23 protein-coding genes and 1 tRNA gene are annotated in these 25,752 nt (G+C 70.0%); 16 read left to right on the forward strand and 8 right to left on the reverse strand.

Going from position 1 to position 25,752, the window contains the following annotated elements; translation table 11 throughout:
* Positions 1–28: 28 nt before the first annotated feature.
* Positions 29–1,672, reverse strand: coding sequence for a histidine kinase (locus tag LIU39_RS09230; protein WP_227046110.1), 1,644 nt, complete (start codon positions 1,670–1,672; stop codon positions 29–31).
* Positions 1,673–2,030: 358 nt separating this feature from the next.
* On the opposite strand from LIU39_RS09230, the gene LIU39_RS09235 reads away from it, so the two are divergent.
* The 7 genes from LIU39_RS09235 to LIU39_RS09265 all read left to right on the forward strand — a co-directional run bounded on the left by LIU39_RS09235 (position 2,031) and on the right by LIU39_RS09265 (position 7,537).
* Positions 2,031–2,651 (forward strand): hypothetical protein, encoded by a 621-nt coding sequence (locus LIU39_RS09235; RefSeq protein WP_227046111.1) that lies wholly within the window; start codon positions 2,031–2,033, stop codon positions 2,649–2,651.
* Positions 2,652–2,658: 7 nt separating this feature from the next.
* A tRNA-Gln gene (locus LIU39_RS09240) sits at positions 2,659–2,730 on the forward strand.
* Positions 2,731–2,861: 131 nt separating this feature from the next.
* Positions 2,862–4,319: a bifunctional UDP-N-acetylglucosamine diphosphorylase/glucosamine-1-phosphate N-acetyltransferase GlmU gene (gene glmU / locus LIU39_RS09245; RefSeq protein ID WP_227046112.1), complete on the forward strand. Its 1,458-nt coding sequence runs from the start codon at positions 2,862–2,864 to the stop codon at positions 4,317–4,319.
* 72 nt (positions 4,320–4,391) lie between these two features.
* Positions 4,392–5,366, forward strand: coding sequence for a ribose-phosphate diphosphokinase (locus LIU39_RS09250; protein ID WP_227046113.1), 975 nt, complete (start codon positions 4,392–4,394; stop codon positions 5,364–5,366).
* Positions 5,367–5,569: 203 nt separating this feature from the next.
* Positions 5,570–6,160, forward strand: a complete 591-nt coding sequence (locus LIU39_RS09255) for a 50S ribosomal protein L25/general stress protein Ctc (RefSeq protein ID WP_227046114.1) — start codon at positions 5,570–5,572, stop codon at positions 6,158–6,160.
* Positions 6,161–6,335: 175 nt separating this feature from the next.
* Entirely contained in the window at positions 6,336–6,923 is a 588-nt protein-coding gene (gene pth, locus LIU39_RS09260; RefSeq protein WP_227046221.1) for an aminoacyl-tRNA hydrolase, read from the forward strand.
* Between the two features lie 89 nt (positions 6,924–7,012).
* On the forward strand, positions 7,013–7,537 hold the full coding sequence (locus LIU39_RS09265; protein ID WP_227046115.1) for a hypothetical protein: 525 nt from the start codon (positions 7,013–7,015) through the stop codon (positions 7,535–7,537).
* 78 nt (positions 7,538–7,615) lie between these two features.
* Here LIU39_RS09265 and ppc read toward each other — a convergent pair whose 3' ends face one another.
* Positions 7,616–10,405 (reverse strand): phosphoenolpyruvate carboxylase, encoded by a 2,790-nt coding sequence (gene ppc / locus LIU39_RS09270; RefSeq protein ID WP_372463830.1) that lies wholly within the window; start codon positions 10,403–10,405, stop codon positions 7,616–7,618.
* Positions 10,406–10,824: 419 nt separating this feature from the next.
* On the opposite strand from ppc, the gene LIU39_RS09275 reads away from it, so the two are divergent.
* The 6 genes from LIU39_RS09275 (at position 10,825) to LIU39_RS09300 (ending at position 16,285) form a co-directional block, all read left to right on the forward strand.
* Positions 10,825–11,805 carry an acyl-CoA desaturase gene (locus tag LIU39_RS09275; RefSeq protein WP_227046116.1) on the forward strand — a complete coding sequence of 327 codons (981 nt, stop codon included), beginning with the start codon at positions 10,825–10,827 and terminating at the stop codon, positions 11,803–11,805.
* Positions 11,806–11,812: 7 nt separating this feature from the next.
* The gene (locus LIU39_RS09280; RefSeq protein WP_372463831.1) at positions 11,813–12,499 is read left to right on the forward strand and encodes a TetR family transcriptional regulator; all 687 of its coding nucleotides are present in this window, start codon (positions 11,813–11,815) and stop codon (positions 12,497–12,499) included.
* Positions 12,500–12,787: 288 nt separating this feature from the next.
* A complete protein-coding gene (locus LIU39_RS09285; protein ID WP_227046117.1) occupies positions 12,788–13,078 on the forward strand; it encodes a WXG100 family type VII secretion target in 291 nt (96 codons plus the stop codon).
* 54 nt (positions 13,079–13,132) lie between these two features.
* Positions 13,133–14,380 (forward strand): WXG100 family type VII secretion target, encoded by a 1,248-nt coding sequence (locus tag LIU39_RS09290; RefSeq protein WP_227046118.1) that lies wholly within the window; start codon positions 13,133–13,135, stop codon positions 14,378–14,380.
* 19 nt (positions 14,381–14,399) lie between these two features.
* Positions 14,400–15,539: a hypothetical protein gene (locus LIU39_RS09295; RefSeq protein WP_227046119.1), complete on the forward strand. Its 1,140-nt coding sequence runs from the start codon at positions 14,400–14,402 to the stop codon at positions 15,537–15,539.
* A 113-nt stretch (positions 15,540–15,652) separates the two neighbouring features.
* On the forward strand, positions 15,653–16,285 hold the full coding sequence (locus LIU39_RS09300) for a hypothetical protein (RefSeq protein ID WP_227046120.1): 633 nt from the start codon (positions 15,653–15,655) through the stop codon (positions 16,283–16,285).
* On the opposite strand, the gene LIU39_RS09305 is transcribed toward LIU39_RS09300, so the two are convergent.
* Both LIU39_RS09305 and LIU39_RS09310 read right to left on the reverse strand, forming a co-directional pair.
* Entirely contained in the window at positions 16,275–16,649 is a 375-nt protein-coding gene (locus tag LIU39_RS09305; protein WP_227046121.1) for a VOC family protein, read from the reverse strand. The genes LIU39_RS09300 and LIU39_RS09305 overlap by 11 nt on opposite strands.
* Before the next feature lie 51 nt (positions 16,650–16,700).
* Complete coding sequence (locus tag LIU39_RS09310) at positions 16,701–17,516, reverse strand: trans-aconitate 2-methyltransferase (protein ID WP_227046122.1); 816 nt, start codon at positions 17,514–17,516, stop codon at positions 16,701–16,703.
* A gap of 165 nt (positions 17,517–17,681) precedes the next feature.
* On the opposite strand from LIU39_RS09310, the gene LIU39_RS09315 reads away from it, so the two are divergent.
* The 3 genes from LIU39_RS09315 (at position 17,682) to LIU39_RS09325 (ending at position 21,254) form a co-directional block, all read left to right on the forward strand.
* Complete coding sequence (locus LIU39_RS09315; RefSeq protein ID WP_227046123.1) at positions 17,682–18,179, forward strand: MarR family winged helix-turn-helix transcriptional regulator; 498 nt, start codon at positions 17,682–17,684, stop codon at positions 18,177–18,179.
* A 160-nt stretch (positions 18,180–18,339) separates the two neighbouring features.
* On the forward strand, positions 18,340–19,134 hold the full coding sequence (locus LIU39_RS09320) for an SDR family NAD(P)-dependent oxidoreductase (RefSeq protein WP_227046124.1): 795 nt from the start codon (positions 18,340–18,342) through the stop codon (positions 19,132–19,134).
* A gap of 125 nt (positions 19,135–19,259) precedes the next feature.
* Positions 19,260–21,254: a beta-galactosidase gene (locus tag LIU39_RS09325; RefSeq protein WP_227046125.1), complete on the forward strand. Its 1,995-nt coding sequence runs from the start codon at positions 19,260–19,262 to the stop codon at positions 21,252–21,254.
* 20 nt (positions 21,255–21,274) lie between these two features.
* Here the strand turns inward: LIU39_RS09325 and LIU39_RS09330 are convergent, their stop codons facing one another.
* The 4 genes from LIU39_RS09330 to galT form a co-directional block, all read right to left on the reverse strand.
* Positions 21,275–22,045 (reverse strand): helix-turn-helix transcriptional regulator, encoded by a 771-nt coding sequence (locus LIU39_RS09330; RefSeq protein WP_227046126.1) that lies wholly within the window; start codon positions 22,043–22,045, stop codon positions 21,275–21,277.
* Between the two features lie 298 nt (positions 22,046–22,343).
* Positions 22,344–23,585: a galactokinase gene (gene galK / locus LIU39_RS09335; RefSeq protein WP_227046127.1), complete on the reverse strand. Its 1,242-nt coding sequence runs from the start codon at positions 23,583–23,585 to the stop codon at positions 22,344–22,346.
* 21 nt (positions 23,586–23,606) lie between these two features.
* On the reverse strand, positions 23,607–24,614 hold the full coding sequence (galE, locus tag LIU39_RS09340) for a UDP-glucose 4-epimerase GalE (RefSeq protein WP_227046128.1): 1,008 nt from the start codon (positions 24,612–24,614) through the stop codon (positions 23,607–23,609).
* Positions 24,611–25,684 (reverse strand): galactose-1-phosphate uridylyltransferase, encoded by a 1,074-nt coding sequence (gene galT, locus LIU39_RS09345; protein ID WP_227046129.1) that lies wholly within the window; start codon positions 25,682–25,684, stop codon positions 24,611–24,613. The genes galE and galT overlap by 4 nt, the downstream gene beginning before the upstream one ends.
* Positions 25,685–25,752 lie beyond the last annotated feature (68 nt).

Here is a 25,752-nt window from a genome sequence, read left to right on the forward strand (position 1 = left end):
GCAGCAACCCTCCGCAGGCACCCCGGACTCACCCCTCCCGTACGCCCCCGGAAACACCAGGCGCCACACCCGCGTCAACGTCGGCGCCCCCGCCCACACCGGATTCACCGACATCGCCCCCATCACCGGCATCACCCGAGCCGCCGCCCACCGGAACACGGTCCGCACCGCCCCCCTCACCGGCAACGCCACCCCCCGACGACGCACCCGCCGAAGCCACCCCCGCCGGCACCACAGCCGACACCCGGAAACCCCCCGCATCCGTCGGCCCCGCAACGAACACGCCCCCCAGCGCCGTCACCCGCTCCCGCATCCCGACCAGCCCGTTCCCCCCGCTGGGCAGCCCCGCATCCACCGTCCCGCCGTCCGACGGACCGTTCTCCACCTGCACCGCCACCTCATCCGCACGGTGCGCCAACCGCACCCGCACCCGCGCACCCGGAGCGTGCTTGTGCACGTTCGTCAGCGCCTCCTGCACCACCCGGTACACGGCCTGCTCCACACCCGCCGCATACCGCCCCCCGGCACCCTCAGCACCCTCGACCGACCGCTCCACCGCCATCCCCGCCGCACGCGACTGCCCCACCAGATCCGCCAGCAACGCCAACGACGGCCCCTCGGCCTCGCCGCCCCCCGCCCCCGAAACCGGCGCCGCCCCCGCACCACCCGCACCACCCCGCCCCGGCCCAGCAGCCGCGACCGACACCCCCGCCGCCGTCACCCCACCCGACACAGCCCCGGCCGGCACCCCGGCCTGCGACGTGGTCGCCTTCGACGCCACCGCGACCAACCGCTCCGGCTCATCCGACGGCCGCGCCACCCGGCCCCCCGAACCCTCCGCCGTCCGCAGCACCCCCAGCATCTCCCGCAACTCGGTCAACGCCTGCCGCCCCATGTCCCCCACCAGACCCGCGTTCCTCGACGCCTTCTCCGGATCCTTCAACGCCACCGCCTGCAACGCCGCCGCGTGCACCACCATCAGACTCACCCGGTGCGCCACCACGTCGTGCATCTCCCGCGCAATCCGCGTCCGCTCCTCGTTACGGGCCCACTCCGCCCGCTCCTCGGCACGGTCCGCCAGCAGCGACAGCTCACGCTCCAGACCGTCCGCCCGCTCCCGCAGGCTCTCCACCAGCCGCCGCCGGGCGCCCACATACAGCCCCCACAACACCGGCGGCGCCGTCACCACCAGCCCCACCGCAACCGACATCACCGGCACGAACCACATCGGCGGATTGAAGTCCTCCTCCGACAACACGTCCTGCCGCAGGCTCAAAAACGTCGAGACCAACGTCCCGACCACCGTCATCCCCGCAAGCAACCCCGTGATCCGACGCGGCACATCCGACGCGGCGAGCGTGTACAGCCCCACCACACTCAGCAGCGCACCCATCTCCGTCGGCATCACCGCGATCGACACCAACACCACGGCAACCGGCCACCGCCGCCGCACCAACAGCACCGGGCCGACCACCAGCCCCAGCAGCATCCCCACCCACACCGGCAGCCGCGCCTCGTCCGAAAAACGCGCCCCCTCAAGCACACACTCGAACGTCGAGGCCACCGCCAGCAACACGTCCAGCACGGCACTGCGCCGGCGGCCCCACCACCACGGCCCGCCCACAGGCGCACCCCGCACGCCCTCTCCTGCACTTGCCCCCGTTGCGGTCATACCGACCAGCGTACGGGCGCCCACCCTGGTCCCCCCGAGCAGTGCCCGAGCACGTTCCCGACCCGTTACGGGCGCTAACCCATGGTTATCCCTCGAACTATTGAATCGTCCACATTTCCGCCCCTTTCGCGCACCCGTACCCGACACCCCGTTCCCATGCCGCACGCCCACGGGAAACCCGACCACGAATCCTTACGCCCCCACGCCGCGGCCCTCCGCCACGCCGGCCTCAGCCGCCGCCCGGAGAACGAGCCGCCCGCGTGGACGAAGCACCCCAACGCCAGGGACGCGAAGCGCTTGAGCGCGCGCCCTACGGTCACAGGGACGGACCTACGACGAGATCCGGGCCGAGCTTGGTGTGTCGAAGAGCTCGATCTCGGCATGGGTCAAAGACCTGCCGAAACCAAAGCCCCGGTGGAAGAAGGTCGAGCAGATGCAGCGCCTGGACACCGCCCACACCGCGTTCCGTGAAGACCGGGACGCTGAACGCCGGCGTTTGACTCGTGAGGCCACTCAGGAGATCGGCGAGATCAGCGACCGGGAACTCTTCCTCATCGGAGTCGGCCCGTACTGGGCCGAGGGCTCAAAGGACAAGGAGTACGCACGACGCGAGAGCCTGACATTCATCAACAGCGATCCGCGCATGATCCAGGTGTACGTGCGCCGGCTGGGCCTGCTTGGCGTTGACCACCACAGGATGCGGTGCAGCCTCCACATCCACGACTCCGCCGACATCTCCGAAGCAACTCGCTTCTGGTCCGAGATCACCGGCGTCCCGGCCGAAGATTCCCTCAAGCCCGGCATCCGCATCGACAACCCAGGCACAAATCACCTCAATCGTGGCGATACATACCGAGGTTGCTTACGGATCTACGTAACGAACCGCGCACGGCTGTACCGGCAGGTGGAGGGACGGTGGAGGCGAATCTCAACCTCGGGATCAACGCCCGCGACCGACGGCACGTCGGGTATCGTCTGACGCGCTGTCCCCCGTGGTGTAATCGGCAACACTGTCGGTTTTGGTCCGACCATTAGAGGTTCGAGTCCTCTCGGGGGAGCTAGCGGCACAGACGCAAAGTCCGGGCCCTGACCGCCAGGTCAGGGCCCGCCCTCGTTTCGACAACAAAACGCACCGGTATCCTTCGGATGACCACCACCCGAAGTAGCCAAGAAGCCGAAGGGCATCCCCGTGAGCGCCAACAGCCCGGCAGCCATCGTCGTTCTCGCAGCGGGTGAGGGAACCCGCATGAAGTCGGTGACACCCAAGGTTCTGCACGCGATCTGTGGTCGCTCCCTTGTGGGGCATGTGGTCGCCGCCTCCCGTGAGCTGGATCCGGAACATCTCGTCGTGGTCGTCGGGCACGCCCGCGATCAGGTGCAGGCGCACCTCTCCGAGATCGACCCCGGCGTGCGCACCGCGGTGCAGCACGAGCAGAACGGCACCGGGCACGCCGTGCGGATGGGCTTGGAGGAGCTGAGCGCGGGCGGTGTGGCGCTGGACGGCACGGTGGTGGTGGTCTGCGGTGACACCCCGCTGCTGACGGGTGAGACGCTGCTGCAGCTGAGCGAGACGCACGCGGCGGACGGGAATGCCGTCACGGTGCTGTCGGCCGAGGTGCCGGATGCGACGGGGTACGGGCGGATCATTCGTGACGGGGCGAGTGGCGCGGTCACGGCGATCGTCGAGCACAAGGACGCGAGCGAGTCGCAGCGGGCGGTCCGGGAGATCAATTCCGGGGTGTTCGCGTTCGATGCGCGGCTGCTGACCGAGGCGTTGGGCAAGGTGCGGACGGACAACAGCCAGGGTGAGGAGTACCTCACGGATGTGCTGGGGATTCTGCGCGCGGCGGGACATCGGGTCGGTGCGGCGGTGGCCGGTGATCACCGGGAGATTCTGGGGATCAACAACCGGGTGCAGTTGGCCGAGGCGCGGCGGTTGCTGAATGAGCGGTTGCTGGAGCGGGCGATGCTGGCCGGTGTGACGGTGGTGGATCCGTCGTCGACGTGGGTGGATGTGTCGGTCGGTTTCGAGGCGGATGCGGTGGTGCATCCGGGGACGCAGCTGCTGGGTGCAACGCAGGTTGCCGCGGGGGCCGAGGTGGGTCCGCATTCGCGGTTGACGGACACGGTGGTCGGGGAGGGCGCGGTGGCGTCGTTCACGGTTGCGGAGGGTGCGCGGATCGGTGCGGGAGCCCAGGTGGGTCCGTATGCGTATCTGCGTCCTGGTACGGATCTCGGGGCGAAGGCGAAGGCCGGTGCGTACGTCGAGATGAAGAATGCGGCGATCGGTGAGGGTACGAAGGTGCCGCATCTGTCGTATGTGGGGGATGCGACGATCGGTGAGTACACGAATATCGGCGCGGCGAGTGTGTTTGTGAATTACGACGGTGAGGCGAAGCATCACACCACTGTCGGGTCGCATTGCCGGACGGGGTCGGACAACATGTTTGTGGCTCCTGTCACGATCGGGGATGGTGCGTACACCGCGGCCGGCTCGGTCATCACCAAGGATGTGCCCCCGGGTTCGCTGGCGGTCGCGCGCGGCCAGCAGCGGAATATCGAGGGTTGGGTCGCGCGTAAGCGGCCCGGGAGCGCCGCCGCGCAGGCCGCTTCGACCGCTCGCCAGGAGTCCGAAGGCGAGCGGTGACCGTGCAGGGGGTGCGCCGTGCGGGGCGTACCGTGATTAGCGCACGCAAACAGGGATTCGAGGAGATTTGCTGTGACCGGGATCAAGACGACCGGCGAGAAGAAGCTGATGCTCTTCTCCGGCCGCGCCCACCCCGAGCTGGCCGAGGAGGTCGCGCACCAGCTGGGTGTGGGCCTGGTCCCGACGAAGGCGTTCGACTTCGCCAACGGTGAGATCTACGTCCGTTATCAGGAGTCGGCGCGTGGTGCGGACTGCTTTTTGATTCAGAGCCACACGGCTCCGATCAATAAGTGGATCATGGAACAGCTGATCATGATTGATGCGCTGAAGCGGGCTTCGGCCCGGAGCATCACCGTGGTCGTGCCGTTCTACGGCTATGCCCGTCAGGACAAGAAGCACCGTGGCCGTGAGCCGATTTCGGCGCGGCTGATCGCGGATCTGATGAAGACGGCGGGTGCGCACCGTATCGTCACGGTCGATCTGCACACGGATCAGATCATGGGCTTCTTCGATGGTCCGGTGGACCATCTGTTCGCGCTGCCGGTGCTGGCGGATTACGTCGGCGCGAAGGTGGACCGGGACAAGCTGACGGTGGTGTCGCCGGACGCGGGCCGGGTGCGGGTGGCGGACCGCTGGTGTGACCGTCTGGGTGCGCCGTTGGCGATCGTGCACAAGCGGCGCGACAAGGACGTGGCGAATCAGGTCACGGTGCACGAGGTCGTCGGTGATGTGAAGGACCGGGTGTGTGTGCTGGTCGACGACATGATCGACACGGGTGGCACGATTTGTGCGGCGGCAGATGCGCTGTTCGCGAATGGTGCGTCGGATGTGATCGTGACGGCGACGCACGGTGTGCTGTCGGGTCCTGCGGCGGATCGTCTGAAGAATTCGAAGGTGAGTGAGTTCGTGTTCACGAATACGCTGCCGACGCCTTCGGAGCTGGAGCTGGACAAGATCACGGTGTTGTCGATGGCGCCGACGGTGGCGCGGGCGATCCGTGAGGTGTTCGAGGACGGTTCGGTGACGAGCCTCTTCGAGGAGCAGTGACGCGGGTTGCCTCGCGGCTGTGATGTAGGTCGGCATTGATCGACTTTGGGGCGGCCTCCCGGCCGGGTAGACTCATGGAGTTGCTCGGCGAGGGAGGCCGCACTTTTGTGTGTGGCTGGTCCGTAATCGACGCGCTCTTCGTAGCAGGTCTGTCGTGGGCCGGGTAACGGTCAGCGGTTTCCTGAGATACGAGGAGTGCAGTCATGGCTGAGGTCAAGCTTGCCGCCCAGGTGCGTACCGATTTCGGTAAGGGTGCGGCGCGTCGTGCGCGTCGTGCGGACCTGGTTCCCGCGGTCATTTACGGTCACGGCGCCGAGCCGAAGCACGTGGCGATTCACAACCACGCGCTGATGATGGCGCTGAAGACCCCGAACGTGCTGCTCCGCCTGGACGTGGACGGCAAGGACGAGCTGGTCATCCCGAAGGCCGTGCAGCGTGAGGCCATCCGTGGCTTCCTGGTGCACGTGGACTTCCTGGCCGTGACCAAGGGCGAGAAGGTCACCGTCGAGATCCCGATCCTGACCGAGGGTGACCTGGCGCCGGGTGCGAACCTGCTGGAGCACCTGCTGAACACGCTGCCGGTCGAGGCCGAGGCGACGCACATCCCGGAGTCGGTCACCGTGTCGGTCGCGGGTCTGGACGCGGGTGACGCGGTGCAGGCCAAGGACATCACGCTGCCTGCGGGTTCGACGCTGGCCGTCGAGGACGACACGGTCGTGCTGCAGGTTGTCGCGGCGCAGGCCGAGGCGCAGGCGGAGTCGGCCGAGGGTGAGGCCGCGTCCTCCGAGGGCTGAGCCGTCGTCCGGTAGGGCGTTTTCCAACCGCTGCCGCGCGCCTTTGGGTGCGGGGTGGCGGTTGGGTTGTTTGGTGGCCCGGTGCCGTGTGGTGCGGGTGGGTTGGCCGGCTCGGCGGTGGCGGGGCCGGATTCGTGGCTCGGTGGGTTGCCGGGCGGATGTGGGAGACGTGGAGATGACGGACGCCGATCCGTGGCTTGTGATGGGGCTGGGTAATCCGGGTCCGGAGTATGCGGGTAATCGCCACAATGTGGGTTTCATGGTGGCGGATCTGCTGGCGGAGCGGATGCGAGGGCGGTTCAAGGCGCACAAGGCGCGGGCGCAGGTGGTGGAGGGGCGGGTGGGTCCTCCGGGTTCTGCGGGGCGTCGGGTGGTGGTGGCGAAGCCGTTGTCGTTCATGAATCTGTCGGGTGGTCCGACGACGGCGTTGCGGGATTTCTACAAGGTGCCGGTGTCGCAGATCATCGCGGTACATGACGAGTTGGACATCGATTTCGGTGCGTTGCGGCTGAAGCTGGGCGGCGGGGACAACGGTCACAACGGTCTGAAGTCGATCACGAAGTCGCTGGGTGCGGAGTATCACCGGGTGCGGTTCGGGATCGGGCGGCCGCCGGGCCGTATGCCGGTGGCGGATTTCGTGTTGAAGGACTTTGCGTCGGTGGAGCGCAAGGAGCTGGACTATTTCGTGGACCGTGCGGCGGATGCGGTGGAGGCGCTGGTCCTTGAGGGTCTTGAGCGGGCGCAGAGTACGTACAACTCGTAGCGGTTCGTGGGGAGTTGGTGTGGTCCCGTGCCCCGTGGGGTGCCGGTCGGAGGTTGACCGGGCGCGGTTCGATGGCCAAGGATCCCGCCATGTCCAGACGGAGTTCGCGCACCAGTACGGTCAAACGGAGTCGTACCCGGCGGGCGGGTGAGAGCGCTTATGGGGTGGTGCTGCTCGTCCGGACCGGGGTGTTGGCGTTGCTGGCGTTGTTGTTGCTGGTGGCGGGGGTGTGGACGTCGTGGGGTACGGCGCAGTACGCGATGCTGGTGAAGGCGCGGGAGCGCGGCACGATGACGGTGGCGGCGTGTGCGGATGACCGGTGTACGGGGCCGTATGTGCCGACGGAGGGGGACGGGCGGCGGCGGGCGAAGGTGTCGGTCGCGCGGGCGGCGGCGCCGGGCAAGGGGCAGCGCGTCGAGGTGACGGTGAAGCCGGGGACGGCGGATGCGGTGCGAACCGGGCTTGCCGGGATTCTGCATGCGTGGGTGCCGTTCGGGGGTTCGTTGTTGCTGGCGGCGCTGGTGGTGGCCGGGGGGCTGCGGTGGCGGCGGACGGCGTGGGCGGTGGGGTTGTGCGGTGCGGCGCTGCTGGTGGCGGCGTTCGCGGCGTTGTAGGGGTACGTAGCGGCGGACGGCGGCGGCCCGCCTCCTGGTGAGTGCCAGGAGGCGGGCCGTTGTGGTGTGCGGGGTGGGTCAGCCGGTGTTGCGCAGGCCGGCGGCGACGCCGTTGACGGTGAGCAGCAGGGCACGGGCGAGGACCGGGTCGGCCTCTTCGCCGCGGGCTGCGGCCTCGCGCTGGCGGGCCAGCAGGGAGACCTGGAGGTAGCTGATCGGGTCGAGGTAGGCGTCGCGGATGTGGAAGGTCTGGCGCAGGACCGGGCTGGAGTCGAGGAGTTCGCTCTCGCCGGTGATGCGCAGGACTTCGGCGACGGTGAGTTCGTGCTCGGCCTTGATGACGTCGAAGACGTGCTTGAGCTCGTCGGGGACGAGGGTGTCGACGTAGTGCTGGGCGATCCGCAGGTCGGTCTTGGCCAGGGTCATGGCGACGTTGGACAGGAAGTTGCGGAAGAAGTGCCAGTGTTCGTGCATTTCGTCGAGGACGGTGCCGAGGCCGGCTTCGCGGGCGGCCTTGAGGCCGGTGCCGACGCCGTACCAGCCGGGGACGATCTGGCGGGACTGGGTCCAGCCGAAGACCCAGGGGATGGCGCGGAGTCCGTCGAGCCCGGCGCCGGAGTCGGGGCGGCGGGAGGGGCGGGAGCCGAGGTGGAGTTCGGCGAGCTGGTCGACGGGGGTGGAGGCGAAGAAGTAGGCGGGCAGGTCGGGGTCTTCGACGAGGTTGCGGTAGGAACCGTGGGCGGCGTCGGAGACGGTTTCCATGGCGGCGTCCCAGCGGGCGAGTGCCTCGTCGGACTGGCGGGGTTCGGTGTGCAGGGCGGACGCCTGGAGCGTTGCGGCGACGGTCAGTTCGAGGTTTTCGCGGGCCAGGGACGGCACGAGGTACTTGTCGGAGATGACCTCGCCCTGTTCGGTGACCTTGATTTCGCCTTCGAGGGTGCCGTAGGGCTGGGCGAGGATCGCGTCGTGGGAGGGGCCGCCGCCGCGGCCGACGGTGCCGCCGCGGCCGTGGAAGAGGCGCAGGCGTACGCCGTGCCGGTGGGCGACGTCGCGCAGCAGGCGCTGGGCGCGGTGGATTTCCCACTGGCTGGTGGTGATGCCGCCGAACTTGGAGGAGTCGGAGTAGCCGAGCATGACTTCCTGGACGTCGCCGCGGAGGGCGACCAGGCGTCGGTAGGAGGGGTCGGAGAGCATTTCGTCGAGGAGCAGGTCGGCGATCTTCAGCTCGTCGGTGGTTTCGAGGAGCGGCACGATGCCGATCTTGGCCCAGCCGGCGTGCAGGTCGATGAGGCCGGCTTCGCGGGCGAGGACGGCGGCGGCGAAGACGTCGTCGGAGCCGGCGCACATGGAGATGATGTACGACTCGATGACCTCGGGTCCGAAGGTCTTCTTGGCCTTGAGGATGGTGCGGAAGACGCCGAGGGTCTTGGCGCCGGCTTCGTCGAGGGGGGCCGGGGTGGGGGCCAGGGGGCGGCGGGAGCGCAGTTCCTTGGCGAGGAGCTTGCGGCGGTAGTCGCGGGGCATGTCGACGTAGCGCCAGGATTCTTCGCCGAGGCGGTCGAAGAGCTGGCCGAGTGCGTGGTGGTGGGCGTCGGCGTGTTCGCGGATGTCCATGGTGGCGAGCTGGAGGCCGAAGGCGGCGATGGTGCGCAGGGTGCGTTCCAGGCGGCCGTCGGCGACCAGGCCGCCGCGGTGGGCGCGCAGCGAGGTCTGGATGAGGGCGAGGTCGTCGAGGAGTTCGGCGGTGCCGAGGTAGTCGCGGCCGGGGACGTGCGGGGTGTCGCCGGCGAGCCGGTCGCGGGTGTTGACGAGCTTCTGCCGGATGCAGGTGGCCTTGAGGCGGTAGGGCTCTTCGGAGTTGAGCCGCTTGTAGCGGGGGCTGATCTCGGGGAGGAGTTCCAGGTCGCGCTGGAGGGATTCCAGGAGTGCGTCGGTGGCGCCGCAGTTGCGGATGGAGTTGGAGAGGGCGCCGCGCAGTTCGTCGACGTGCTCCAGGGCGTCGGTGATGCCGTGTTCGTGCTGGAGGATCAGGACGTCCCAGGTGACCTGGGGGGTGACGTTGGGGTTGCCGTCGCGGTCGCCGCCGATCCAGGTGCCGAAGGTCAGCGGGCGGGTGCCGGCGGGGAGTTCGGTGCCGGCGCGCTCCAGTTCGGCGGCGAGGTCTTCGAGGACGTCGCCGACGGCGCCGCGGCCGAGTTCGTCGAGGTAGTAGATGGCGTTGCGGGCCTCGTCGGTGGGCTCGGGGCGGGCGACGCGCAGTTCGTCGGTCTGCCAGATGAGGTCGATGCTCTCGGCGAGGCGGAGGTTGGTGCGGCGGCGCTCGGTGATGTCCGTGTGGTCGAGGAGTTCAGCGACCTTGCGGAGCTTGGTGAGGACGGAGCGGCGGGCGGCTTCGGTGGGGTGTGCGGTGAAGACGGGGCGTACGCCGAGGTGGGCGGCGGTCTCCCGGAGGTGTTCGGGGTCGGCGTCCTTGAGCATGTCGGCGGTGCGGCTGAGGATGCCGCCTTCCGCGGCGCGCCTGGCGCGCAGCTCGCGGCCGCGGTGGACCTGCTCGGTGACGTTGGCGAGGTGGAAGTAGGTCGAGAAGGCACGGACCAGCTTGGCGGCGGTGGCGAGGTCGGTGTCGCCCAGGAGCCGGGCGGCGGCCTCGCCGTCGGAGCGGGTCAGGGCGCGGACCTGTTCGACGAGGTCGAGGAGTTCTTGCCCTTCCTGGCGGACGAGGGTCTCGCCGAGGAGGTCGCCGAGACGGCGGATGTCGGCGCGCAGGGCGATGTTGTCGCTGCGCTCGCCCTCGGCGGCAAGGCCGTTGGCCCGGCCGTTTCCGCTGGACGTGGGCTCGGCGGCGGAGGTGTTGTCGGCACTGCTCACAGGTGCGGCTCCTTGCAGCTCTTCAGGAGGGGGCGTCACACCGCGACGGTTTCCAGGGGGCGGACGGCGCTCCCTGGGGGCGGCGCCCGCGTCTCCTGCGGGGTGGCGGGTGACGGGTGGGCACGTCTGGGCTTTGTGGGCGGGGTGCGGACCGCGCTGTCCGACGCCCCCAGGATAGGTCTCCCGTTCGGAGGGTCGTCACACCGTCCGCTGTGTGGGCATCTGTGCGGGTGGGGCCCGGGGCCGGGGCAGTGGTCGCAGGTCACGGCTTTGCGGGTGTCGGGGTAGGGGTGTCCGCGTGGTGGGTACGGGCCTGTCACGGCCTTGCCCGCGGCCTCGGCGCTGCCATACTTACGAGACCGTAGGTTACGGTCCCGTAGCCGTAGCCGTGCCCCGAGCCCCCGACGAGGGACACCAACATGACCGCTGGTCCAGAAGCCGTCGAAGAGTCACCCACACCGGCCGGCGCACCGCTGCCGTCCGCGACGCTGGGCGGTGACAGCAAGCGCTCCCTTGAGCAGATCACCCTGCTGCTCTTCATCACGGTGCCGTTCCTGGCGCTGCTGGCCGCGGTGCCGCTGGCGTGGGGATGGGGGGTGAGTTGGCTGGATCTGGGGCTGATGGTGGCGATGTACTACGTCGGCTGCCACGGCATCACGATCGGCTTCCACCGGTATTTCACGCACGGCGCGTTCAAGGCGAAGCGGCCGCTGCGCGTCGCGCTGGCGATCATGGGGTCGATGGCGGTGGAGGGGCCTCTAGTGCGCTGGGTGGCGGATCACCGCAAGCACCACAAGTTCTCGGACGCGGAGGGCGACCCGCATTCGCCGTGGCGGTTCGGCGAGACGGTGCCGGCGCTGATGAAGGGCCTGTGGTGGGCGCACATCGGCTGGATGTTCAACGAGGAACAGACGCCGCAGCACAAGTACGCGCCGGATCTGATCAAGGATCCGGCGATCCGGGCGGTCTCCCGGCAGTTCATCGTCTGGACGACGGTGTCGCTGCTGATTCCGCCGTTGGTGGGCGGCCTGGTGACGATGTCCTGGGCGGGTGCGCTGAGCGCGTTCTTCTGGGGTTCCCTGGTCCGGGTGGCGCTGCTGCATCACGTCACGTGGTCGATCAACTCCATCTGCCACGCGGTCGGCAAGCAGCCGTTCAAGTCCCGTGACCGTTCCGGGAACGTGTGGTGGCTCGCGGTCCTCTCCTGCGGTGAGTCGTGGCACAACCTGCACCACGCGGACCCGACGTGCGCGCGTCACGGCGTGCTGAAGGGGCAGCTGGATTCCAGCGCCCGGCTGATCCGCTGGTTCGAGAAGGCGGGCTGGGCGTACGACGTGCGGTGGCCGAACGCGTCCCGGATCGATGCCCGGCGCAAGCAGAAGGCGACCCAGGCGGCATGATTGACGGGTGGCGATCGACGGCAGCAGCGTGAGCAACGGCAGCAAGGGAACCTCCTCCGGCGCGGGTACCAGGCGGACCCGCCGCGTCCGGATGACCGGAGCGGAGCGCCGTGAGCAGCTGCTCGACATCGGTCGCACCCTCTTCGCCGAGCGCGGCTTCGAGGGCACGTCGGTCGAGGAGATCGCCGCGAAGGCCGGCGTCTCCAAGCCCGTGGTCTACGAGCACTTCGGCGGCAAGGAGGGCCTCTACGCGGTGGTCGTGGACCGCGAGATGCGCCGGCTGCTGGACATGGTGACCGGCGCGCTGACCGCCGGCCACCCTCGTGAGCTGCTCGAACAGGCGGCGTTCGCGCTCCTCGACTACATCGAGACCTTCACCGACGGCTTCCGCATCCTGGTGCGCGACTCCCCCGTCGCCCAGTCGACGGGCACCTTCGCGTCCCTCATCAGCGACATCGCCACCCAGGTCGAGGACATCCTGGGCCTGGAGTTCAAGGCCCGCGGCTTCGACCCGAAACTGGCCCCCCTCTACGCCCAGGCCCTCGTCGGCATGGTCGCCCTCACCGGCCAGTGGTGGCTCGACGTCCGCAAGCCCAAGAAGGCCGAGGTCGCCGCCCACCTCGTCAACCTCGCCTGGCACGGCCTCGACGGCCTGGAGGCGAAGCCCCGGCTGATCGGCCATCGGAAGAACTGAGGGCGGGGCGCTTGTGGGTGAGGCGTTGGCGGCCTCGGAGGAAAACTTTTCATTTCCCGGATAACCGGTCATGGGCGACATCTCGGATTTCCCGCGATGTCGCCCATCCAACTCCCTTTCCGGGCCCATTGCGGCTCCCTCTTGGCCGAATATCAACATGCCTCGATGCAGGTCACGCCGCTCATCACGATACGGTGACAGCGACGTCGACATCGGGCACGGCACCCCTGCACTGACCCCTCATTCGACCGTCGTCGAAAACACCGGGCGAGCACGAGGAAATCAGACATGTCCACCGATTTCAAAATCGACGTCGGCCGCATACAAGAAATGCTGAACAAGCTCGCGCATGCAGACGAACGCATGCGGGACGCTCAGCGACGCCTGAACAAGGTGGGGCCGAAGGCTTTGGGCACCGACGGCCTGGATGATGCCTGCGATGAGTTCCAGGACCAATGGGGCGATGGCATCAAGCGCATCGCGGACGCCGCCAAAGACATCCACGAAAAACTTGGGACGACGCTGGATGCATACAAGGCGGGCGAAGAAGAGAACGCCAAGATGCTCGGCAAGAAGTAACTGCGGAATCAGCAAGAAGATCGGTCCGGAGGGGCATCCATGTCTTGGCGCAGCATGTTCATCGAAGACGACTCGGCCTGGCCCGGCGTCGGGTTCAACCCCGCAAAGGGAGACCTGCACGCGATCCAAGCCCTGGCGTCCGACGTGAAATCCGTCGGTGACGAACTGGACGAACTGGATCACCTCCTCAAGACCGTCGGCAAGAGCGACGGTGCCTGGGAGGGAGAAGCAGCCCAGAATTTCGCGAAGAAACTTGGCGAGCTTCCGAAATTCCTCAAACAGGGCACCGATTCCATGCACGACTGCGCCAAGGCGCTACGCGGCTGGCACACGCATCTCCAGGAATTCCAGGACAAGGCAGGCAAGATCGAGACGGAGGCAGCCTCGGCCCGTAAGCAGGCAGATGCGGACCACGATCACTACAACGACCTCTATCAGAAGTACCTACCGTACTTCGGCCGGCCCATGGAGCCCGAGAAGGCAAAGAGGATCAACGACGAGATGGATGCGGCGTCCGACAGGTCGAAGCATTCCAAGGACAAACTCGACGACCTCGTCCGCGAAGCGGAGCGCATCCGGTCCCAGTGGAAGGACCGCGCCGGTGAAGCCGAGCGCGCCATCCTCAAAGCCTCGGAGAACCGCCCACCGGACATTCACTGGTGGAAGCGGGCCGTCGACGGCCTCAAAAAAGGCTGGCGGGAGTTCAAGGACTGGCTCGTCGACCATGCCGACCTCTTGTCGACCATTTCGGCGGGCCTGGCCGCAGCCGCCCTGGCCTGCCAGGTGGTACCGGTCGGCGGCCAGGTCGTCGGCGCTCTGCTCGGTGGGGCTTCCGCGGCCTGCGCGGCCGGTGCGATGGCCGGCCACTGGATGGGAAACGCGCGGGGCAACGGCACGCCTGGCTGGAAGATCGGGCTGGATGCGCTGGGGGTGATTCCGGGTGTGGGGGGCCTGGCCAAGGGTGCCACCGCGGGCTTCAAGGGAGCTGCCAAGGGCGCGAGTCTCTTGGGGAAACTGGGCTCGGCCGGCCGGGGGCTGGGTGGCGCGAGAACGGCCGAGGAGATCGCCAAGGGGCTCGGGCAGCCGCTGAGCATGAGGGCGGTCAACTTGGGGCTGAAGAAATCGTTCGGTGAAGCGGCTCAGCTCTCGGACAAGGCACAGGCCGCCACGCAGTTGGTCATCAAGGGCGGCTCCACGGTCAACGGCACTGTCCATCAGGTTGCGGAACATCTTGGCGGCGACAAGCAGACGGTCGCGCCGGGGCCGTCCGGTCAGCAGTTCCACAAGACCCTGGCAGCCTGAGCAGAGAAGAGATCAACAGGTGTCGTACGCAGTCGCCGAAGACGGCGGAACAGCAACAGTGCTGCCGCCCGAGCGGCAGCCCTCCCGGCTGCACATAGGCTGGATCATGCCGCCCTTCATCCGCGAGCTCCCGGTGGACGCGCCGGACGCGGACACCGCCGCGGAACGCCTGCACGCACTGGCCACGGAGCTTCTGCCCGACCACTCGGTGGACGATCAGTACCTCTTCGCGCTCATGCTCGGCGCGCAGCTGGAGCCGATGGCGGAAGCCGATGTGATCTATGCCGGTCTCTGTGTCCTCGAATCGGATGGTCAGCCCAGCGCCTCCACCATCGTCGTCAGTCAGGTACCGCACGAGAGCGAGGATGACGAGCGGTTGCTGCGGCAACTCCACGAACTCCTTGAGCGCAAACACCCGCAGGATGATTACCGGCGGGTGGAACTGCCTTGCGGACCCGCATTCACCCGCATCGGCTCATCGGATTTCGTTCTTGCCGCGGGGGTGTCGCCCACCGGCCAGGATCTCCCTGTCCGGCAGTCGCAGATCCAGGTGTACATCCCCCTGCCCGGCAGCCGGGAAATGCTGATCTTCGCGCTCGACAGCCCGTCGGCAGATGCCTGGGGCCTGCACTCCGAACTGTTCGCCGAGATCCTCAAAACCATCGACTGGGGCACGGACCAGGAGATCGAGGATTACCGGGCCATCCGGCAGGGCGGCCCGGCGGCGGCCACGGCGCCGGACCCTGTGGTGGAGCAGGAGCTGTACTGGCACTCCAGTCGCCTGCTGGACGTGGTCGCACTGCGCGGGCGCGTGGACGGAGACGGAAAGGTCAACTCGATTACCTGCGAAGCGTGTTGGGGCAAGGGGCTGCGCACCTCTTGTTCTGCCCAGCACAACTGGCGTGTCTCCGGGGTGGAGACCAGTGCTCTCCCGGATGCGCTCTCCCGGATCACCGCGTCGTTCACCGCCCAGGGGTGGCAGACAGAATCTGCGGGAGCGGGCCAGGGAATACGTGCGCTGGCCGGAGATTCCGCGCCACAGCGGTCATTGGGTTTCACCTTCATGGTGTCCGCAGAGGCGGCGGAGGGCGCACTCACGGCCGTGGTGAAGTCCCCGTGCAGCCGCGTTGCCACGGCCGTTGATTCACTGTTCGGCTGACGGCGCCGGCAGCAGGGGATGACCATGTCACGGCAGGGAACGTGGCTTGGTACCTCATTCCGCCTGCCGCACCTCTGGCATTCCGATGACGACATTTCAAGGGGTTGGCATATATGTGGGACAAGCTGGAGCGAAAAATTGTGGAGGCCCTGGAAAGCGGGGGGTGTGGGGCCTTCGCCGGTGGTTTCGCCGTTGACCGGACCGGCACCAACAGCGGCGAGGCCGCCGGCTACGTGCCGCGGGCGAGGAGACCTGAAGTTCTGGTGGGGCACGGCGGGGCCTGCGCGCCTTTGGTGAGGCTCGGAAGTGTTCTTTTCGGGATCCTGACCAATGATGTGCCGGCCCTGGCGCCCACCAAGGCCACCGACGACCTTGCGGTACGGAAGCAGCGGCAGGCGGGCAACGGGGCGTTCTTCGGCACCTGGGACAGCCTGGCCGGGCAGTGGCTGGCGGCCGGTCAGCCGCACAGCGCATCGGGGGTGACCACGGCGGTGGCCCTGGCCGGCGACCGGATGCGGTTTGTGTACGTACAGTCCCGGCGCGTGTCGGGAAAGCTGGGAGATGCGGTGGAGTTGGGAGCGGAATTTCCGCGTGCCGCGCTTTCCTGGACCCGACTGCGGGACAGTTCCAAGGACGTCCAGTTCGGGTTTGCGGACGGTTCGTGGGGGACATTGCTCGTGCCCGATATGGATGATTTCCTGGAGCATTTCCCGGAGACGCTGAGCCGTAAAGAGCCTATTCCGTGACGGTGCCTGTCGCTTCCAGGAACTCCAGTCGGTTCCCCGCCGGGTCGATGGCGTAGCAGCGGCGGTGGCCCGGGAGGTTGTCGTCCCAGGTGATGGGGGTGCCGGTGGTGGTGAGGCGGGCGGCGAAGGCGGTGATGTCGTGGACGCGGATGCCGGGGTGGGCCTTGGGGGACGGGTGGTGGTCGGGGTCGATGCCCAGGTGGAGGTGGGCCGTGCCGGACCGGAACCAGCAGCCTCCGCGGGCGGCGAGTGCCGGGGGCTTGGGGACTTCGGTCATGCCGAGGGTGCCGGCGTAGAAGGCCCGTAGGGCGGGTTCGCTGCCCGGGGGTGCCGCGAGCTGGATGTGGTCGAGTCCGGTGATCACGGCACACCTCCTGGTGGGCGGATTACGGCCGGCGGGGCGTGGATCCCCCGCTCACGGCTTGCGTGCGACCGCGAAGATGCGGCGGAAGGGGAAGGCCGTGCCGTGGCGGCCGGGCGGGTATGCCTTGCGCAGCAGGTCGCGGTATTGGGAGAGGAATTCGTCGCGGGCGGGCAGGTCGTCGGCGAGGGCGGTGAGGACGGGGCGCAGGGCGGTGCCCTTGACCCAGTCGAGGACCGGGTCCTCGCCCTGGAGCATCTGCACGTAGGTGGTTTCCCAGACGTCGGACGTGCAGCCGAGGTCGGTGAGGAGTTCGAGGTAGCCGACGGGTTCGAGGATGTGGACGTAGCGGCGGCCGTGGTCACCGAGGCGGGCGCGCCATTCGGGGGCGTCGCACAGCTCGCCGAGCAGGGCGTGGCTGGGCGAGGTGAAGTTGCCCGGCACCTGGAAGGCGAAGGTGCCGCCGGGGGTGAGGGCGTCGATCCAGCGGCCGAAGGAGTCGGGGTGGTTGACGACCCACTGGAGCGCCGCGTTGGAGACGATCAGGTCGTAGCGCTCCGTGGGGGCCCAGTCGGTGGCGTCGGCGGGGCCGAAGTCGATGAGGCCGCCGCCGGGGGTCGGTCCGGCGTAGGAAGCGGCCTGTTCGAGCATGTGGGGCGAGCTGTCCAGGCCGGTGATGTGGGCGTCGGGCCAGCGGTCGGCGAGGAGGACGGTGACGTTGCCGGGGCCGCAGCCGAGGTCGGCGATGCGGGCGGGACGGCCGGCCGCAGGCAGCTCCGGTATGCGGGTGAGCAGGTCGCGGAACGGGCGGGTGCGGTGCCCGGCGTGCCGCAGGTACTGCTGTGGATCCCAGGTGGGTGCAACGTGCATGGGCAAAACCCCTCTGCTGGTACAGGGCCGGTACTGGGCCGTCGCGGGTTCGGTTCAGGCCAACCCGCCGGAATCACGGGTTCCCGCCGACATGCCCAATAGTCGGCGAAAATATATCTCGACGTCAAGAGACTTCATGTCGACAGACCCTTTACACTGATCGTCATGGAGGACGAGGTCGACCGACTGGTCGCAGCATGGCGCCGAGAGCGCCCGGACCTCGACGTGGAACCACTTGAGGTCCTCAGCCGAGTCTCCAGGCTGGCCAGGCATCTCGACCGGGCCCGCCGCATCGCCTTCTCCGAGGTCGGCCTCGAACCCTGGGAGTTCGACGTGCTCACCGCCCTGCGACGGGCCGGCGCACCGTACCAGCTCTCACCCGGCGCGCTGCTGACGCAGACGCTGGTGACCTCCGGGACGATGACCAACCGCATCGACCGGCTCGCCAAGAAGGACCTCGTCGAGCGGCTGCCCGACCCCAGCGACCGGCGCGGCGTGCTGGTCCGGCTGACCCCGGCAGGCCGCGACAAGGCCGACGAGTCACTGGCCGGACTCCTCACCCAGGAGCGCGCCATTCTCGCCGAACTCTCCCGCCAGCAGCGCGCCGAACTGGCCGGTCTGCTGCGCCGGTTGACCGGACCCTTCGACAACATTCCGGGGTGAGCGGCGGGGTGCCACCGGTGCCCGAACCGCAACCCGGCCGCCCCGGGAGCCGTGCGGGTCCGGCAGCGCCCCCGTCCGACTCCTGCCCGCCGCCCGGAACGGCCGCCTCCCGCTCTGACGGCCCCTTGCCCGGCGCCGTCCGGTGGGCTTGGATCGCGCCATGAGTCCGCGCGCACCACACCCGGTATCCGGTGGCCCCTTCGGCAGGCGGTTCCAGGGCCGTACGGTCGTGGTGACCGGTGCCGCCGCCGGTATCGGGGCGGCCACCGCCGACCGGCTGGCGGCCGAGGGCGCCGCGGTGCTGCTGCTGGACATCGACGACCCGCGCGGCGAGCACGTCGCGCGGCGGATCAGGGCGGCCGGCGGGCTGGCCTCGTTCGAGCACTGCGACGTGGCGAGCGAGGACGGCTGGCAGCGTGCCGTGGACGCCGCGCGGCAGCGGTACGGACCGGTCGACGGGCTGGTCAGCAACGCGTTCCTGCCGTACGTGGCGGCCGCGGACGACACTCCGCTCGCGGACTGGGAACGGCAGCTCGCGGTCAACCTCACCGGCTCCTTCCTCGGCGTCCGCGCCGCCCTCGGCGATCTGCGCGAGCGGGCCGGATCCGTGGTGCTCACCTCGTCCGTGCACGCCCTGATCGGGCTGCCGGGACGGCCCGCGTACGCCGCGTCCAAGGCCGGACTGACCGGTCTTGCCCGCCAGTTGGCCGTCGAGTACGGGCCCGAGGTGCGGGTCAACAGCGTGCTGCCGGGGCCGGTGCTCACCGCCGCCTGGGACGGCATCGGCGAGGAGGAGCGGCGGGCCAGCGCTGGGGAGACCGCGGCGCGGCGCCTTGGCCGGCCCGAGGAGGTCGCCGCGGCCATCGCGTTCCTGCTGTCCGGCGAGGCGTCGTTCGTGACCGGCGCGAGCCTGGTGGTGGACGGCGGCTGGAGCGTCTACAAGAACTCTTCCTGAACATCGGGCCCCGGCCCGCGCCACGCCTTGAAGCCGGGCGCCGGAGGCTGAATGCTGAGCCGGAGCTGAGCCTGCATCCTCAACCGGCAGGGCCACGGCCCGCCGGATCCGACCCAGGGGGTCCGATGGGCATCCGATTCGGCGGCGACTACAACCCCGAGCAGTGGCCCGAGGAGGTGTGGGCCGAGGATCTGGAGCTGATGCGGACGGCCCGCGTCTCGATGGTCACCGCCGGGATCTTCTCCTGGGCCAGGGTCCAGCCCCGGCCCGACGTATGGGACTTCGGCTGGTTCGACCGGGTCATGGACGGCCTCGCCGGGGCCGGCATCGACGTCTGCCTGGCGACGATGACCGCGTCCCCGCCGCCGTGGCTGAGCCACGCGCACCCCGAAATGCTGCCCGAGGACGCGGACGGGCGGCGGCGCTGGCCGGGCGCCCGGCAGCACTACTGCCCCTCCAGCCCCGTCTACCGCAGCCACGCCGTCCGCCTCGTCGAGCAGCTCGCCGCCCGCTACGCCGGACATCCCGCGCTCGCCCTGTGGCACATCGGCAACGAGTACGGCTGCCACACCCGGCAGTGCTTCTGCGAGGTGTCAGCCGCCGACTTCCGGCGCTGGCTGCGGGACCGCTACAGCACCGTCGACGCGCTCAACGCCGCCTGGTCGACGGCCTTCTGGTCGCAGGCGTACGGCGACTTCGACGAGGTGCTGCCGCCGCGCACCGCACCCACCTTCCCCAACCCCGCCCAGCAGCTGGACTACCTGCGGTTCGGCGACGAGGCGCTGCGGGCCTGCTATTTGGCCGAAAAGGACGTGCTGGACCGCCTCTCGCCCGCCATTCCCGTGACCACCAACCTGATGCCGCAGCACAAGCCCGTCGACGCGTTCGCCTGGGCGCCGCACCTGGACACGATGGCGCTGGACTTCTACCAGGACCCGCACGTGCCCGACGACCACATCCGGGCCGGCTACGCCTTCGACCTGATGCGCTCGGCGGGCGGCGGGCGGCCCTGGCTGCTCCTCGAACAGGCGCCCGGCGCGGTCAACTGGCGGCCTCGTAACGGCCCCAAGCCGCCCGGCACGATGCGGCTGTGGAGCTGGCAGGCGGTGGCACAGGGGGCGGACGCGGTGCTGTTCTTCCAGTGGCGGCAGTCGCTGGGCGGGGCGGAGAAATTCCACTCGGCGATGCTGCCGCACGCCGGGACCGACACCCGCATCTTCCGCGAAGTCACCGCTCTGGGGCGCGAGTTGGCCGCCGTACCGGAGATCGCGGGGACGCGGTCGCGGGCCGACGTGGCGCTGCTCGCCGACTGGAACAGCTGGTGGGCGCTGGAGCTGGACTCCAAGCCGTCGACCGCGCTCGACCTCGCGCAGCTCACGCTGGAGCACTACCGCCCGCTGTTCGAGGCCGGTGTGGCCTGCGACATCGTGCCGCCGGGACGCGACCTGACCGGCTACCGCATGGTCGTCGTCCCACACCTGTATCTGCTGACCGCCGAGGACGCGCGGCGGCTGACCGGATACGTACGCGACGGCGGGCGGCTGGTCGTGTCGTTCTTCTCCGGCATCGTCGACGCCCACGACCGGGTGCACCCCGGCGGCGCCCCCGCGCCACTGCGCGAGCTGCTGGGCCTGCGGGTGGAGGAGTTCTGGCCGCTGGCCGCCGGAGTGTCCGTCGCGGTGGGCGGCGGCTACACGGGGCGGGCGGACCTGTGGTCGGAGGCGATCGACCTCGAAGGGGCCGAGGCCGTGGCCCAGTTCACCGAGGGCGACCTCGCGGGGCGGCCCGCGGTGACCCGGCACGGCTACGGGCGCGGCACCGCCTGGTACGTCGGCACCCGCCTCGAACCGGCCCTGCTGCGGGCCCTGTGGGACGACGTACGGGAGGCGGCCGGCGTGCTGCCCGTCCTGCCGGGGCTGCCCGACGGAGTGCAGGCGGCGGTCAGGGAGGGCGCGGGCGGGCGGTTCCTGTTCCTGCTCAACCACGGGGGCACGACGGCCGATGTCGCGCTGCCCGAGCCGATGCGGGACGCGTTGGCCGGGGACGCGGCGGCCGTGGAGCGGGTCACGCTGGCCGCCCGGGGGGTCGCGGTCCTCACCGCGGTGGGGCAGGGCGGCTGACCGGCCTGTCCTGAGCTTCCCTACCGCAGCGACACGGGCGCGGCTGCGGTCGGCTCCACGGGGCCCACCCCGGCGCGGCGGGCCAGTGCCACGGCGGCCAGGGTGGAGTGCACGCCGAGCTTGCCGAGGACGTTCTGCATGTGGGTGCGAACGGTGTGCGGGGAGAGGAAGAGCCGCTCGGCGACCGCCTTGCGGCCCAGGCCCGCCACCATGCAGCGCAGCACCTCGCGCTCGCGCGGGGTCAGCGACTCCACCAGCCGCTCGCTCTCCGTACGGTGCTTGCGGGCCGCGGTCAGCTCGCGCAGCACGCCGGTCAGCAGGGCGGGCGGCAGATGCGTTTCCTCCCGCAGCACGCCGCGGATGACGGACAGCAGCCTGGAGAGCGAGCAGTCCTTGGCGACCCAGCCCTGGGCGCCCGCCAGGAGGGCGGCCGCGGCGCGGCGCGGGTCGTCGCGTTCGGCGAGGACGACCGTGCGCAGCGCGGGATGGCTCGCGCTGACCGCGGAGACCAGGGTGATGCCGTCGAAGGCGGTGGCACGTACGGCGCCGTCCCGGGCCGCGGGCTGCGGAGGCACCGCGGTCAGCTGGGGCGCGGGGCCGTTGAGGTCGGCGTCGGCCAGCAGGACGTCGAAGGGACGGCCCTCGGCGGCCGACCGGTCGAGGGTGCGCAGCGCGGCGTGGCCGCTGCCTGCCGCCGCCACGCAGACGTCCGCCTCTGCCGCCAGTGCGGCGGCCAGGGATTCGGCGAAGATGCGGTGGTCGTCGACCACCAGTACCCGGATGCGTTGCACGAAGACCCCCTGTCTCGGGGAACGGACCTTAGCGGGCACGGGGCCCGGGGGACAGTTCACCGCAACTGCACGGCCGCCGCCGTGCCGACATGGTTACCCCGCCCCGGACGCCGTACCCGCCCTCCGCGGCCGTGTCGGGCGCCGAGGGGTACCGCTCTCCCCTGATCGACGCCGGCCCCCACCGGCGCTGATCTCAGCATACGGACGGGTTCGTACGGTGGGGGAAAAATGCCGAAACTCGTGGCGCGCGGCTCCTGTTCACGCCCGCGCGCAGGCCGGTCCCGCGCGCCGCCCGGTGTCACGCGAGGCGGCGCGCCCCGGGTCCTGGGACCGCGGTGAAGATCCGCGGCGCGGTATGTCCGGCCGCCGCGAAGGCCGCGGTGACGGCCGCGTCCACGGCGTCCGCCTGCACGTCGTCGACGAGCACGATCGCCGAGCCGCCGAAGCCGCCGCCGGTCATCCGCGCCCCGACGGCGCCCGCCGCGAGCGCGGCGTCGACGGCCAGGTCCAGCTCGGCGCAGGAGACCGCGAAGTCGTCGCGGAGCGAGGCGTGGCCCGCGGTCAGCAGCGGCCCGATGGCGCGGATGTCGCCCGCGTCCAGGTGCGCGACGACCTCTTCGACCCGGCGGTTCTCGGTGACGACGTGCCGCACCAGCGCACGGATGTCCGGCGCGTCCGCCAACATCGCGAGCGCATCGGTCAGTTGGGCGTAGGGGACGTCGCGCAGTGCGGGCACGCCGAGCACCCGCGCACCGCGCTCGCACCCGGCGCGCCGCTCGGCGTACGCGCCGTCCCCCAGCTCGTGCTTCACCCGGGTGTCGACGACCAGCAGCCGCAGGCCCTGGGCGGCCACGTCGAACGGGACCTGGCGGCTGTGCAGGTCGCGGGTGTCGAGGAAGAGGGCGTGGCCTTCGGTGGCGCAGGCGGCCGCGGTCTGGTCCATGATCCCGCAGGGCACGCCGACGAACGCGTTCTCGGCGCGCTGCGCCAGCCGGGCCAGGCGCTGCGGGGCGAGGCCGAGCGCGTAGAGGTCGTTGAGGGCGAGCGCGGTGACGACCTCCAGGGCGGCCGACGAGGAGAGGCCGGCGCCCGTGGGCACGGTGCTGTCGAAGTGCAGGTCGGCGCCGCCGACCGGCAGTCCGGCTTCCCGCATCGCCCGGACGACACCGGCCGGGTAGGCGGCCCAGCCTTCCGCCCGTCTCCCGTCACCGCCCCAGGTGGAGGCGCTTCGCGCCGCAGTGTCCCTTGGCGCGGGCCGCAGGTCGTCGGTGCGCAGTTCGACGATGCCGCCGTCCACGTTGCCCGAGTGCAGCCGCAGGATGCCGTCGGTGCGGGGCGCGGCGGCGGCGATGGTGGTGTGCGTCAGGGCCAGGGGCAGCACGAAGCCGTCGTTGTAGTCGGTGTGTTCACCGATGAGGTTGACCCGGCCCGGCGCCGCCCAGATTCCTGCGGGGGCGGCGCCGTGGACCGCGCGGAAGGCCGCTTCGGTGGGCGCGGCGCCGTGTTCCGCGGCCGGTGCGGCGGCTTCGTGCGCGGTCATGAGGGGCTCCTTGGTTCGGGTCTACTCTGCCGGGCGCCGGGTGAACTCCCAGGCATCGGCGACGATTTCGGCGAGGTCGGTACGGGTGGGGCGCCAGCCGAGGCGGTCGGTGGCGGTCCGGGCCGAGGCGACCAGGACGGCCGGGTCGCCGGCCCGGCGCGGGGCGGCGATCTCGGGGACGGGGTGCCCGGTGACCTTGCGGGCGGTCTCGATGACCTCGCGGACCGAGAAGCCGTTGCCGTTGCCGAGGTTGCAGATGAGGTGCTCGCCGGGCGACACGCGGCGCGCGGCGCCTCCCGCGCGGGAGGCCGGCGGGCAGGAGGCCGCTTCGAGGGCGAGGAGGTGGGCGTCGGCGAGGTCGGCGACGTGGAGGTAGTCGCGTACGCAGGTGCCGTCGGGGGTCGGGTAGTCGTCGCCGTAGACGGAGATCGCGGCGCGCTTGCCCTGGGCGACCTGGAGGACGAGCGGGATGAGGTGCGATTCGGGGTCGTGCCGCTCGCCGTAACTCCCGTACGCGCCCGCGACGTTGAAGTAGCGCAGCGACACGGCGGCCAGGCCGTGGGCCGCGGCCTCGCCGCTGATCATGTGGTCGACGGCGAGCTTGCTCGCGCCGTAGGGGCTGGTGGGCGCGGTGGCGGCGGACTCGGTGATCGGGGTGGACGCCGGCTCGCCGTAGGTGGCGGCGGTGGAGGAGAAGACGAGCGTGCGGACGCCGGCGGCGCGCATCGCGGCTAGCAGGTCCATGGTGCCGCCGACGTTGTTGCGCCAGTACTTCTCCGGGTCCGTGACGGACTCGCCGACCTGGGAGAACGCGGCGAAGTGCAGGACGGCGTCGTAGGAGGCGTCGAGGTGCGCGGCGGCGTCCTGGATGCGGCCCTCGATGAAGCGGGCGCCTTCGGGGACGCCTTCGCGGTGGCCGGTGGAGAGGTCGTCGAGCACGGTCACGTCGTGGCCGGCCTCCAGCAGATGCGCGGCGACGACGCTGCCGACATATCCCGCTCCGCCCGTGACCAGGTACTTCTTGCTCACTTGCTGGCTACCTCTCGCAGTCGCTCGGCCGCGGCTTCCGGCGGCACATCGTTGATGAACACGTTCATGCCGGATTCGGAACCCGCGAGAAACTTCAGCTTTCCCGGAGTACGGCGAATGGTGAAGAGCTCAAGGTGGAGCGCGAACTCGGCGCGGTCCGCGGCGCGTACGGGCGCCTGGTGCCAGGCGGCGATGTACGGGGTGCGGGCGGCGCCGGGTGTGCGCGGTCCCCGGCCGTCACCTTCGTCGAAGATCCGGTCGAACCTCCGCAAGAGTTCCAGGTAGACCTGTGGGAACTCTGTGCGGGCCGCGTCGTCCAGGGCGGTCAGGTCGGGCACCCGGCGGCGGGGGTAGAGGTGCACCTCGTAGGGCCAGTGGGCGGCGTAGGGGACGAAGGCGGTCCAGTGGTCGCCCTCCAGGACGATGCGGCGGCCTGCGGCGCGTTCGTCGGCGAGGACGTCGTCGAAGAGGTTGCGGCCTCCGGTGGCCTCGCGGTGCGCGGCGAGCGAGGCGAGCATCCGCTCGGTGCGGGGGGTGGTGAAGGGGTAGGCGTAGATCTGGCCGTGCGGGTGGCCGAGGGTGACGCCGATCTCGGCGCCGCGGTTCTCGAAGCAGAAGACCTGGGCCACCTGTGGGAGTTGGGACAGGGCTGCGGTGCGGTCGGTCCAGGCGTCCAGGACCAGGGCGGCCTGCGCGGGGGTGAGGTCGGCGAAGGACGCGTCGTGGTCGGGGGTGAAGCAGACGACCTCGCAGCGGCCGCTGTCGCCGGCGAGCGAGGGGAAGCGGTTCTCGAAGACGACGACGTCGTAGTCGGCCTCGGGGATCTCGGAGAGCCGGCCTGCGCGCGAGGGGCAGAGCGGGCATTCGTCGGCCGGCGGGTGGTAGGTGCGGCCCTGGCGGTGCGAGGCGATGGCGACGGCGTCGCCGAGCAGCCGGTCGTGGCGGATCTCGGACGCGGTGGAGACCGGGTCGAGGGGGCGGCGGTCGGGGGCGGTGCGGGCGGGGGCGGCGCGGGAGTCGTAGTAGATGAGCTCCCGGCCGTCCGCAAGCCGGGTCGTCGTCTTCTTCACGGGAGCTCCTCACCAGCGACCAAACACAAACGAACACAATGAAGCACAACCCAACAGCGCCGTCAACA

This window comes from Streptomyces pinistramenti, from assembly GCF_020564935.1.
In the GTDB taxonomy this organism is placed as follows: Bacteria; Actinomycetota; Actinomycetes; order Streptomycetales; family Streptomycetaceae; genus Streptomyces; species Streptomyces pinistramenti.